9 protein-coding genes are annotated in these 12120 nt (G+C 72.6%); 6 read left to right on the top strand and 3 right to left on the bottom strand.

Annotated elements, in window-relative coordinates; all coding sequences use genetic code 11:
* Positions 1 to 40 precede the first annotated feature (40 nt).
* Positions 41 to 1168: an SPFH domain-containing protein gene (locus tag ACGFW5_RS13260; protein WP_393834310.1), complete on the top strand. Its 1128-nt coding sequence runs from the start codon at positions 41 to 43 to the stop codon at positions 1166 to 1168.
* Between the two features lie 33 nt (positions 1169 to 1201).
* Here ACGFW5_RS13260 and ACGFW5_RS13265 read toward each other — a convergent pair whose 3' ends face one another.
* Positions 1202 to 2224: an ABC transporter permease gene (locus tag ACGFW5_RS13265; RefSeq protein WP_393834311.1), complete on the bottom strand. Its 1023-nt coding sequence runs from the start codon at positions 2222 to 2224 to the stop codon at positions 1202 to 1204.
* Between the two features lie 164 nt (positions 2225 to 2388).
* Here ACGFW5_RS13265 and ACGFW5_RS13270 point away from each other — a divergent pair, with 164 nt between their 5' ends.
* The 3 genes from ACGFW5_RS13270 to ACGFW5_RS13280 all read left to right on the top strand — a co-directional run bounded on the left by ACGFW5_RS13270 (position 2389) and on the right by ACGFW5_RS13280 (position 7877).
* Positions 2389 to 3177: a VOC family protein gene (locus ACGFW5_RS13270; protein ID WP_393834312.1), complete on the top strand. Its 789-nt coding sequence runs from the start codon at positions 2389 to 2391 to the stop codon at positions 3175 to 3177.
* 237 nt (positions 3178 to 3414) lie between these two features.
* On the top strand, positions 3415 to 6912 hold the full coding sequence (locus tag ACGFW5_RS13275) for a DNA polymerase III subunit alpha (protein WP_393834313.1): 3498 nt from the start codon (positions 3415 to 3417) through the stop codon (positions 6910 to 6912).
* Positions 6909 to 7877 (top strand): hypothetical protein, encoded by a 969-nt coding sequence (locus tag ACGFW5_RS13280; protein WP_393834314.1) that lies wholly within the window; start codon positions 6909 to 6911, stop codon positions 7875 to 7877. The genes ACGFW5_RS13275 and ACGFW5_RS13280 overlap by 4 nt, the downstream gene beginning before the upstream one ends.
* Before the next feature lie 291 nt (positions 7878 to 8168).
* On the opposite strand, the gene ACGFW5_RS13285 is transcribed toward ACGFW5_RS13280, so the two are convergent.
* On the bottom strand, positions 8169 to 8906 hold the full coding sequence (locus ACGFW5_RS13285; protein WP_393834315.1) for an SDR family oxidoreductase: 738 nt from the start codon (positions 8904 to 8906) through the stop codon (positions 8169 to 8171).
* A gap of 102 nt (positions 8907 to 9008) precedes the next feature.
* Here ACGFW5_RS13285 and ACGFW5_RS13290 point away from each other — a divergent pair, with 102 nt between their 5' ends.
* Both ACGFW5_RS13290 and ACGFW5_RS13295 read left to right on the top strand, forming a co-directional pair.
* Positions 9009 to 9656, top strand: coding sequence for a TetR/AcrR family transcriptional regulator (locus tag ACGFW5_RS13290; RefSeq protein WP_393834316.1), 648 nt, complete (start codon positions 9009 to 9011; stop codon positions 9654 to 9656).
* Between the two features lie 216 nt (positions 9657 to 9872).
* Positions 9873 to 10733: an esterase/lipase family protein gene (locus ACGFW5_RS13295; RefSeq protein WP_393834317.1), complete on the top strand. Its 861-nt coding sequence runs from the start codon at positions 9873 to 9875 to the stop codon at positions 10731 to 10733.
* Positions 10734 to 10826: 93 nt separating this feature from the next.
* Here ACGFW5_RS13295 and ACGFW5_RS13300 read toward each other — a convergent pair whose 3' ends face one another.
* Positions 10827 to 11912: a lytic polysaccharide monooxygenase gene (locus tag ACGFW5_RS13300; protein WP_393834318.1), complete on the bottom strand. Its 1086-nt coding sequence runs from the start codon at positions 11910 to 11912 to the stop codon at positions 10827 to 10829.
* Positions 11913 to 12120: the final 208 nt, after the last annotated feature.

A 12120-nucleotide genomic window follows, 5' to 3' on the forward strand; every position in this document is an offset into this window, starting at 1 on the left:
GTCGAAGGACACGTCCGATTCGCCACCCTTGGGGGCCGTGATGGTCGAGGCACTCGTGACGGCCGGCATCGCCGTCGGCTCGGTCGGCGTCGTCTATGTGCTGGCGGCGGCGCGGGTCGTCAAGCAGTACGAGCGCGGGGTGGTGCTGCGGCTCGGCCGGCTGAAGGACTCGGTGCGCGGCCCCGGTCTGACGATGATCGTCCCCTTCGTCGACCGGCTGCGGAAGGTGAACATGCAGATCGTGACGATGCCGGTGCCCGCGCAGGACGGCATCACCCGGGACAACGTCACGGTGCGTGTGGACGCGGTGATCTACTTCAAGGTGATCGAGCCGACGGATGCGCTCATCCAGGTCGAGGACTACCAGTTCGCGGTCGCGCAGATGGCCCAGACCTCGCTGCGCTCCATCATCGGAAAGAGTGACCTGGACGACCTCCTGTCGAACAGGGAAAAGCTCAACCAGGGCCTGGAGTTGATGATCGACAGCCCGGCCATCGGCTGGGGCGTCCAGATCGACCGCGTCGAGATCAAGGACGTGTCGCTGCCGGAGACGATGAAGCGCTCGATGGCCCGCCAGGCGGAGGCCGACCGTGAGCGGCGGGCCCGGGTGATCAACGCGGACGCCGAGCTCCAGGCCTCGAAGAAGCTGGCCGAGGCGGCCGGGGTGATGTCGCAGGAGCCGGCCGCGCTCCAGCTACGGCTGCTACAGACGGTGGTGGCGGTGGCCGCGGAGAAGAACTCGACCCTGGTGCTGCCGTTCCCGGTGGAGCTTCTGAGGTTCCTGGAACGCGCCCAGCAGGGTGCCCCCTCCCCGGCGCCCGCAGCCCCGGACGTGCCTGCGACGCCGACACCGGTCGCCCTGGATGCGCCCGAGGAGCAGACGCCTGCCGCCCCCGACGTGCCTGCGGCGCAGGCGCCCACGGAACCGGACGTGCCTGCGGCACAGACCCCCGCTCCTCCTGCAATACCTGCAGCCCAGGCGCCCACGGAACCCGACGTGCCTGCGGCCCAGGCGCCCACGGAACCCGACGTGCCTGCGGCCCATGCGCCCACGGAACCCGACGTGCCTGCGGCCCAGGCGCTCACGGAACCCGACGTGCCTGCGGCGCAGGCGCCCGTGGAGCCGGCCGGTGATGATCCTTCGGCGTGGCCGCCTTCCCCCGTGTGAGGTCCCGCGCACGCGGGGCCCGCCCGCGTCGCGTCAGACGCCCGCCGGCTCGTCCCGGCGGGCCCGGTCCCGGCGGAACCCGGCCAGGAGCACGGTGACGACGGCGCCGAGCACCGCCCAGATCGAGAGCACCTGCAAGGGGCCACTGAGGGATTCGCCCTTGAAGTACGCGATGGACCGGGCCGCCCAGGTCCCGGCGCCCGGCGGGAGCCCGGGCCCGATCGTCCGCCAGAACGGCGGGAGCAGCGGATACGGGTAGGCGCCGCCCGCGCTCGGATTGCCGAGGACGACGATGACCAGGATGGCCAGTCCGATGCCGATGATTCCGGCGAGTCCCTGGAAGGCGAGCGTGGTGGCCCCCACCGCGAACACGACCAGCGCGCCGAGCCCGGCGAGCCCGATGTAGCTGCCGGGCAGCGCGCCGAGCACCGGCCCGATGATGAGCGAGCCCAGCAGCCCGGCGGCGATGGAGTACCCCGCGAGCACCAGGAGCCGGATCAGCGCGCGATGGGGGTTGGCGGGCCGGGCGCCCGCGCTGATGGCGAGGATCGCGGCACACAGATAGCCGCCCACGCACCAGCCGACGACGAGGTAGAACGAGGACAGGGTGCGGGAGTCGTCCCGGGCGGCCGGTGCGACGTCGACCACCTTGACGGCGCGCTGCTGGGCCTTCTCTGCGGCTGTCGCGATCGCCTCCACGGCCTGCGCGAGCGAGGCCCCGCCGCCGCTCGCCACGAGCAGCTTGTCGGTGGTGCCCCGGGGGTCGACGAGCAGGGCCCCGTCGACGCTGCGGTCACGCATCTGCCGCAGGGCGTCGGCCTCGTCCTTGGCCGTGCGTACGTCCAGCGGATCGCCGGGCAGTGAGCCGAGGCGCCGGGTGAGCTGCCCGCTGACCTGCTGGGGCGCGACCACGGCGAAGGGAATGTCCTTCGGCTTGGGGCTGTGGAAGGCACCGGCATAGGACGCGATGAAGGCGACCATCAGTCCCAGTACGCCGACGACCAGCAGTCCGGCCCGCACGCTGACGGCGTTCTTCACCTCGTCGACGAAAGTCATGCCCCCACGCTCGGCCCCGCCACGCACTCACGCAGTCGGGGCGGGGCCGAATGGCTGAGCGGACCCGTTCGGCTGTCGGGAGGGGGCGCCCGCTGCCACGCTGGATCCAGGCTCCCGGGGCGGCCTGTCCCGGGAGGACGACGTACGCGACAGGAGCACCCTCAATGCTGACCTCCACGCAGGTACCGGGCGGGCTGGCCTGGCTCGACCTGGGGACCCCCGACATCGACACGGCCGCCGCCTTCTACGAGAGCCTGTTCGGGCTGCGGTTCCAGTCCGCGGGCCCGGAGGCGGGGGGCTACGGCTTCCTGCAGAAGGACGGCAGGACCGTCGGCGCCATCGGCCTGCTGACCGAGGAGGGCGCGCACTCCGCCTGGACGGTGTACTTCCGCACCGAGGACGCCGACGCCACCGCCAAGGCCGTCGAGCAGGCGGGGGGCTCGGTGCGCGTGCCGCCGGCGGAGGTCTTCACGGCCGGGCGGATGGCCGGCTTCGCGGACCCGGCGGGCGCCGAGTTCGCCGTGTGGGAACCCCGGGACACCGACGGCCTCGAACTCGTCAACGAGCCGGGCAGCGTCAGCTGGATCGAGCTGTACACCACCGACGCCGAGACGGTGAAGGAGTTCTACCGCACCGTCCTGTCCTGGGACACCCGGGACATGCCCATGGGCGAGGGCGTCGTCTACACCATCGCCGGGCCCGCGGGCGGCGGCGAGCGGACCATGCACGGCGGCATCATGCAACTGCCCCCGCAGAACCAGGACGCGGGCTCGCGCTCCGAGTGGCACCCGTACTTCGAGGTCGAGGACTGCGATGCCACCGTGACCCGGGCCAAGGGAATGGGCGCCACCGCCATCATCGCCCCCGTCGACACCGAGGGTGTGGGGCGCATCGCGATGCTTCTGGACCCCTTCGGTGCGCCCTTCGCGGTCATCACGAGCGCCACGGCCTGACCACGCGCCGACGGCGGCCGGGACCGCGGCCCGGATCACGGCCGGGCACGGCCTGACCGCGTGCCGACCGCGGCCGGGACCACGGCCGGGACCACGGTCGGGACCCCCGGTCGGCCCCCGACGGCCGCCTGCCGGAGCCGCCCGGCAGGTGGCCGTTCGAACATGTCGCACGTACGTTCGAAACTGGTCTATGGTGGAAGGGAGGGGGTGGTGAGAACGGATTGGTAGGAGGTGCGGATGCCCGGTTTCACGCATCTGCACACCGTTTCCGGGTTCTCCCTGCGGTACGGGGCCTCCCACCCGGAGCGGCTGGCCGAGCGCGCCGTCGACCGGGGCATGGATGCCCTCGCGCTGACCGACCGGGACACCCTCGCAGGCACGGTCCGCTTCGCCAAGGCCTGTGCCACGGCGGGCATCCGGCCGCTGTTCGGCGTCGACCTCGCCGTGCCGGAACACCTCGGGGACGCGGGTCCCACCCGGGGCCAGGCCCGGCGCACCCCCGTACGGGGCGGCGCGTTCGTCGACGAATCCGCCCCCCGTGTCACCTTCCTCGCCCGTGCGGGCGCGACCGGCTGGGCCGAGCTCTGCCGTCTGGTCAGCGCCGCGCACACCGCCGAGGGCCGCCCGCTCCTGGCCCATGACGATCTGCCCGCCGAAGGGCTCACCGTGCTGCTCGGGCCGGCCTCCGAGATCGGCCGCGCGCTCAGCGCGGGCCGCCCCGACCGGGCCGCGAAACTGCTCGCGCCCTGGCGGGAGATCTACGGCGACGCGCTCCGTCTCGAAGCCGTCCACCACGGGCTCAGGGGCACCGGCCCCGGCTCACTGCGGCTCGCCGCGCGCACCGTGGGCTTCGCCGCCGAACAGGGCGTACGTGCCGTCCTGACCAACGCCGCGCGCTACGCCGACCCCGGGCAGGGCCAGGTCGCCGACGTGCTCGACGCGGCGCGGCGGCTCGTGCCGGTACGGGCGCCGTTCGACAGCGGGGAGCGCTGGCTCAAGGGCCCGGACGCCATGTTCAAGATCGCCGAGCGGGTCGCCGAGGCGGCCGGCTGGCGGCGTGACGTCGCCCACCGGCTGCTCGCCATGACCGAGGAGAGCGCCGCCGAATGCCTCGTCGACCCCCAGGACGACCTCGGCATCAAGACCTTCGCCTACTTCCCCGAACCGCATCTGGTCGGCGCCGCCGACCGCACCCCGCAGCGCGTCCTCGCCTCCCGGGCCGCCGCCGGCATGGTGCTGCGCGGCTATGCGGGCCGGCGCGCCTACTGGGAGCGCATGCACCACGAGCTGGACATCATCGCGCACTGGGGATTCGCCTCGTACTTCCTCACCGTCGCCCAAGTCGTCGGCGACGTACGGGAGATGGGCATCCGGGTGGCGGCGCGCGGCTCCGGCGCGGGCTCGCTCGTCAACCACCTCATCGGCATCGCCCACGCCGATCCCGTCGAGAACGGGCTCCTGATGGAGCGCTTCCTGTCCAAGCAGCGGCCGGTGCTGCCCGACATCGACATCGACGTGGAGTCCGCCCGCAGGCTCGACGTCTACCGCGCGATCATCGACCGCTTCGGCACCGAACGGGTCGCCACCGTCTCCATGCCCGAGACCTACCGGGTGCGGCACGCCATCCGGGACGTGGGCGCCGCGCTGTCCATGGACCCGGCCGTGATCGACAAGATCGCCAAGTCCTTCCCGCACATCCGGGCCCGCGACGCCCGCACCGCCCTGAAGGAACTCCCCGAACTGCGGTCCCTGGCCGGGGAGATGGAGAAGTATGGCAAACTCTGGGAGCTCGTCGAAGCCCTGGACGCCCTGCCGCGCGGCATCGCCATGCACCCGTGCGGCGTGCTCCTCTCGGACGCCTCGCTGCTGCGCCGCACCCCCGTCATGCCCACCAGCGGCGAAGGTTTTCCCATGTCCCAGTTCGACAAGGAGGACGTGGAGGACCTCGGCCTGCTCAAACTGGACGTCCTGGGGGTGCGGATGCAGTCCGCGATGGCCCACGCGGTCACCGAGATCGGCCGCACCACCGGCAAGGAGCTCGACATCGACGACCCGGCGCAGGTGCCGCCGGGCGACGCGAAGACATACCGGCTCATCACATCCGCCGAGACGCTGGGGTGCTTCCAGATCGAGTCGCCGGGCCAGCGCGACCTGGTGGGACGGCTCCAGCCGTCGACCTTCCACGACCTCGTCGTCGACATCTCGCTGTTCCGGCCGGGGCCGGTCGCCGCCGACATGGTGCGCCCGTTCATCGAAGCCCGGCACGGGCGGGCCCCGGCCCGCTTCCCGCACCCCGACCTGGCGGACGCGCTGCGCGACACCTACGGGGTGGTGGTCTTCCACGAGCAGATCATCGAGATCGTGAACATCATGACCGGCTGCGGCCGGGGCGAGGCCGACCGGGTGCGGCGCGGGCTCTCCGACCCGGAGTCGCAGGCACGCATCAAGGTCTGGTTCGCCCAGCGGGCCGAGGAACGCGGCTACGCGCCCGAGGTGATCGCCCGCACCTGGGAGATCGTCGAGGCCTTCGGTTCGTACGGCTTCTGCAAGGCGCACGCCGTCGCGTTCGCCGTGCCGACCTATCAGTCGGCCTGGCTCAAGGCGCACCACCCGGCCGCCTTCTACGCCGGGCTGCTCACCCACGACCCCGGGATGTACCCGAAGCGCCTGCTGCTCGCGGACGCGCGGCGGCACGGAGTGCCGATCCTGCCGGTGGACGTGAACCGGTCCTCGGTCGCCCACACAATCGAACTGGTGTCCGGCACCTGGGGGGTGCGGCTCGCCCTTGCGGACGTCCACGGCATCAGCGAGGCCGAGAGCGCGCGGATCGAGGCCGGCCGGCCCTATGCCTCGCTGCGCGATTTCTGGCAGCGGGCCAGGCCCGGCCGCCCGGTCGCCGAACGGCTCGCCCGGATCGGCGCGCTCGACGCGTTCGGCGGCAACCGGCGCGACCTGCTGCTCCACCTGTCCGAACTCCATGGCCTGCGTCATGCTCCTGGCTCCCAACTCCCGCTGGACGGAGGCGCCTTGACGGCCGGTGCGGGGCTGCCCGACCTGGACGACGCGGAACGGCTCAGCGCCGAACTCGGCGTCCTCGGCATGGACGCCTCCCGTCATCTGATGGAGGACCACACCGCCTTCCTGAAGGAACTCGGCGTCGTCTCCGCCAAGCGGCTGCGCGATGCCGAACACGGACAGACCGTTCTGGTCGCGGGCGCCAAGGCGGCCACCCAGACCCCGCCGATCCGCTCCGGCAAGCGCGTCGTCTTCAGCACCCTGGACGACGGCACGGGCCTGGTCGACCTGGCCTTCTTCGACGACAGCCACGACGCCTGCGCCTACACCGTCTTCCACTCCTGGCTCCTGCTGGTGCGCGGCGTGGTGCAACGACGCGGCCCGCGCAGCCTCAGCGTGGTCGGCGCCCGCGCCTGGAACCTCGCCGAACTCGTGGAACTGCGCCGCGTGGGCGGCCTGGACGCGGTCGCGGCCCACCTCGCGGCCCCGCCCGAGCCGCCCGTCCCTTCCGCCCCCTCCGAGCAGCCCGGCCCCTCCGAGCGGCCCGGCCCCTCCGAACCGGCTGCCGCGACGACCGCCGAGCCGTCCACCGACAACGGCCGCCGCATCCATCTGTCCACCGGCTACGAACTGAACCCCTGGGCCGACCTGCGTCCTGCGGGCGAACCGGCCGCCACCGGGCGGAAGTTGTGGCACTCAAGCCCAGGGAGCGCGGGATGATCCTCTGTGCGCGCTTCGCCCTCGCGGACGCGGGAGCGGCGCTTTCCCCCCTGATCGCGCTGACCGAGAACCTCACCCCGGTCGTCCAGGCCCTCCCTCCCGACGGGCTGCTCGCCGACCTGAGCGGCGCCGAGAAGTACTTCGGCCAGGACGCGGGACAGCTCGCCGCGGTCCTGCGGGTGCGCGCCCTGGCCCACTTCGGCCTGGAGTGCGCCATCGGGCTCGCACCCAACCCGATGCTCGCCAGGATGGCGGCCAGGGACGCCGGACCCGGGACGACCCGCACAGTGCGCCCGGACGAGGTGGACCGCTACCTCGCCACCAAGCCGGTCCGCGCCCTCGACGGCATCGGCCGCTCGACCGCCCGCACCCTCTGCGCGTACGGACTCGACACCGCTGGGCGTCTCGCCGACGCCCCGGCGGGCACCGCCCAGCGGATCCTCGGCGCGAGGCCGGGACGCGAGCTCCAAGAACGTGCCCGCGGCATCGACCGCACGCCCGTGGTCCCGAACGCCTCCGCACGCTCCATCGCCTCCGAACGCTCCTTCCCCCGCGACGAGTTGGACCCGGTGCGCCAGCGCCGGGCACTGCTCTCCCTCGCGGAGGAGCTGGGCGTCCGGCTGCGCGGCGAGGGCCAGGTGTGCCGCTCCCTCAGCCTCACCGTGCGCTACGCCGACCAGTCCACCACGACCCGTACCCGCGCCCTGCGCGAGCCCTCGGCCCACTCGCCCGCCCTGGCCGACCTGGCCTACGGCCTCCACGCGGCCCTGGGTCTGCAACGCGCCCGGGTGCGAGGCATCGCGCTGCGGGCCGAGGGCCTCGCGACGGCCGAACTCGCCGCACACCAGCTCACATTCGACCCCCAGGACGAGCGGGCGCGCCGTATCGAGGCGGTGGCAGACCGGGCCCGCGCCAAGTTCGGCCCCCGCGCCATCATCCCGGGATCCCTGTCGGACGCGGCCTGACACCTGCTGTCGCACGCGGGTCGGACGCGGCCTGACACCTGCTGTCGCACGCGGGTCGGGCGTGCCCTGGCTCCCGGTGTCGGGCGCGGGTCGGGCGTGCCCCGGCACCTGCTGTCGCACGCGGGTCGGGCGTGCCCCGGCACCTGCTGTCGGGCGCGGTCTGGCCCCTGCCTGGACCATGACCAGGGGCGATTCGGGACTGTCGTGCCGGCTCAAGCGGCTACCGCTCGGCGGTTCGGGCCCCCTGCCGGCCGGGGGCAGGTTGGCGAATCCGCCCCGCCGTCCCCGGGGCTACGCACCCGATGCCAGGCGGGCACCTCCGTCCACCGTGAGGACGACGCCGGTCGTGAAGCTGTTGCCCACCAGGAAGGAGAGCGCGTCCGCTATGTCCTCGGGGTGGCCGCAGCGGCCGGCCGGTGTGGACTTGGCGTAGGCGGCGAAGGTCTCCGCCTTCGCCTCGGCGTCCATCCAGTCCCACCACGGGGTGTCGACGATCCCCGGGGACACCGCGTTGCAGCGGACCGGGGCCAGCTCCACCGCCAGGACCGGGACCATCGCCGCCACCGACGCGTTGACCGCGGCCAGGCCGGCCGTGCCGGGCATGGCGGCCCCCGCCGACGCGGCGGTCACGAAGGTGATCGAACCGGTGGGGGAGAGGACGTCGAGCGCGGCCCGCGCGGTGAGGCTGTGCGCTATCAGCTTGCCCTCCGCGGCGTCGCGCAACGCGTCCGTCGTCACCGAACGGAACGGTCCCGCCGCCGTGGAGCCCGTCGCGGCGACGATCACATGGTCGACCCGGCCGAGCTCCGCGAAGAATTCCTGGGTCGCCGCCTCGTCCCGGGCGTCCACGACCGAACCGCTCGCCGTGCCCGACGCGCCTTCCAGCGCGGCCAGTTCATCCAGCGCCGCCCGTAGCCGCTCAGAGCTGCGGCCGGTGACCACGACATCCCTGCCCTCCTTGAGCTGGCGCCGCGCCGTGGCCAGGCCGATGCCGGATGTGCCGCCGACGATCACAACTCGCTCGTTCATGGTGCAGTCCTTCCAGACCCTGTCGCGCAGGTCCTCGTTCATTTCGAGGCTTGCTGTCTCGTAAAGAGTATTCCGAGGCACGGTGTCTTGTAAACTGTCCGCATGAAGAAAAACGAGAACGAAGCAGAGGGCGGCTCCACGGACGGCTCTCCGCCCCGCGGGCGCCCCCGCAGCGAGACGGCCAGGCGCTCCGTGCTCGACGCCGCGCTGGAGCTCTGCCGACGGGACGGCTATCAGGAGCTCACGATGAAGGGCATCGCGGACGAGGCGCGGGTCGGGCGGCAGACCATCTACCGTTGGTGGCCCACCAAGCAGGACGTGCTGCTCGAAGTGCTGACCGAGCTCCCGCACCGCACCCGCGCCGAGCTGTTCCCCGACACGGGGGACGTGTACCGCGACGTGGCGGAACTGCTCGGCCACACCTTCCGGCTGACCCGGGGCCCCGCGGGCCGGGCGGTGGTGGGCCTGATGGCCGACGCGCAGGCGGACGCGTCTCTCGCCCGCAAGCTCCAGGAGGACGTGATCACCCCGCGCCGAGCGGCGCTGCGCGACATCCTCGAACGGGGCGTGGAGCGCGGCCAGTTGCGCCAGGACGGCGCCGTGTCCCTCGATCTCGCGGTCGACTTCGCCTTCGGTGTCATGTGGTACCGCCTGCTCAGCGGGCACGCCCCGGTCGACGAGTCGCTCGCCGGGGACATCGCCACCGCGCTGGGGACGCTGCTCGCGAGCGAGGCCGCGGACCGGGGGTGATGTGTCGCGGATGACGGCGCCCACGCACCCGCCCTTATCACCCTTGGCGCACGACTCCGCAGGTTTTACTGACGCGTAACTTCACTCCCACGCTACCGGTGCGTAATTTGGCATGAGCACGCCCCGTACGCACCCAGTACGGCACCTCACTTGTGGTCCGGGCCGCAGGGCGAATCCCCCATCGCAACTCCCCTTGAGCCGCAAGGAGACCACCCGATGCTGCCCTGGAAACGTGTGCTCAGACCCCTGTCCGCGCTGCTGCTCGCCGCCGCTGCCGCGCTCGCCCCCGCGACCGCCGCGCACGCCCAGTCCGCGCCGAGCAGTGGCTGGAACAACTACTCCTGCAAACCCTCCGCCACCCACCCCCGGCCCGTCGTCCTGGTGCACGGCACCTTCGGCAACGGCACCGACAACTGGCTGGCCCTCGCCCCGTACCTCGTCGACCGCGGGTACTGCGTCTTCTCGCTCGACTACGGCCAGCTCCCGGGCGTGCCCCTCTTCGACGGTCTCGGCCCCATCGACAAGTCGGCCGCCCAGCTCGCCACCTTCGTCGACAAAGTGCTCGCCGCCACCGGCACCCCCAAGGCCGATCTGGTCGGCCACTCCCAGGGCGGCATGATGCCGCGCTGGTATCTGAAGTTCCTCGGCGGCGCGGCCAAGGTCAACGCCCTCGTCGGGATCGCTCCCGACAACCACGGCACCACCCTCGACGGCCTGACCCAGCTCCTGCCGTACTTCCCCGGCGCCGCGGACCTGCTGACCCTCGCCACGCCCGGCCTCGCCGACCAGATGGCCGGATCCCCGTTCGTCACCAAGCTGAACCAGGGCGGCGACACCGTCCCCGGCGTCCACTACACGGTCATCGCGACCAAGTACGACGAGGTCGTCACCCCCTACCGGACGCAGTTCCTGAACGGGCCCGACGTGCACAACGTCCTCATCCAGGACAAGTGCGCGCTCGACCTCTCCGAGCACGTGGCGATCGGCCTCACCGACCGTGTCACTTACCACGAGGTGACCAACGCGCTCGACCCCGCGCACGCCACCCCCACCACCTGCGCCTCCGTCATCGGCTGACCGCGCCACCGGATCGCACGACCGTACGCCGCCGCCCCTCCCGCAATCCGGGAGGGGCGGCTCGGCGTGCGGGGGCGTGCAGGGGCGTGCGGGTCAGCGGCCGTGGCGCCCGGCCGCGGCGCCCCTGCGCCGGAGCGTCGCGAAGAGCGCCGCCGCACCGACGGCGATCGCCCCCGCGCCTCCCACCGCCAGATACGGGGTGCTGCTGCCGCTCCCCGTCTCGGCGAGGTTCTGCGTACCGCCCGCAGCGGCCGTGCCGGTGGCGCCGGTTGAGCCGGTCGTGGCGGACGTTCCCGTCGTGCCGGCCGGCGCGGCCGCGGCCGAGTCCGTCCGAGGCTGGTTGCCGGAGGTCCCGGTCTCGGACGCCGCGCCGGCGCCCGGCTGGGTGCTCGGGGCGGCGGAGCCGTGATGGTGCTGGACCGTCGACTTGGCGGCGCCGTCCGCGATCTCCTGTTCGGTGGGCGCGGACGCCGTCGGAACCGGGGCGCCCGCGCCGCCGCTGTCCTTGCCGAACACCACGTCGGAGCAGGTGTAGAAGGCCTCGGGGCTGTCCGAACGCTGCCAGATCGAATAGATCAGGTGACGGCCCGACCGGGCCGGGATCTTCCCCTCGAAGACATAGTCACCGCCCCGCATCGGCGGGTCGGTGACCTGGGCGAACGGAGTTGCCTCCAGGTCCGACCACCTGAGTGGCTTCGACGGGTCGTAACCGTCCTTGGTGATGTACAGCGCGAACGAGCCCTTGTGCGGGGCCGTTCCCTTGTAGTGGAAGGTGTGGCTGCCCGACGTGAGCTGGGTGGCGGGCCAGTCCGCGCGCGGCAGGTCGAGCCCCCGGTACTTGTCGTTGCCGGCACTGCACAGCTTGCCGTCCGGGATGATCTCCTTCGACCTGCCCGCGGCGTTGGCCATGTTCACCGCGTTCCAGTCGTAGAAGGCCTGCGCTCCACTGGCCGCGACAGCGGCCTTGCACGCCGCCGACTTGGGGCTCTCCGGGCCCTCCGCGTAACAGGCCGAGACCCGGCTGACCGGATCCGTCATGGAACCGTGGGCCGCCGCCGGCCCCGCCGCGAGCCCCGCAAGGGCGAGCGGCACGAAGCCGACGGCGACAGCGGTGGCGGCGGCCCTGCGCCGACGGGGGCCCCGCTGCCCGGACGCGGTGGAGAGCTGGGGGAAGGTCATCGTGGCGTACTCCTTCGACGGTGCACCGGCGTGCGGGTGATGGGGGTCCCGATCGCCGGACGTCCCGTCCGGCGATCAGCACGCTAGCCCCAAGAAATCGCGAAATCCCCTGCTGGGAGCGGGGGATGGCCATCCTTATGGTGCGGTTAAGGAGCCCCTGAGAAGTGATTAAGAACGGGCCTGTCCGCGATGTGCCGTGGCTGCGGCA

The organism is Streptomyces sp. NPDC048416 (genome assembly GCF_043200435.1).
Lineage (GTDB): Bacteria > Actinomycetota > Actinomycetes > Streptomycetales > Streptomycetaceae > Streptomyces.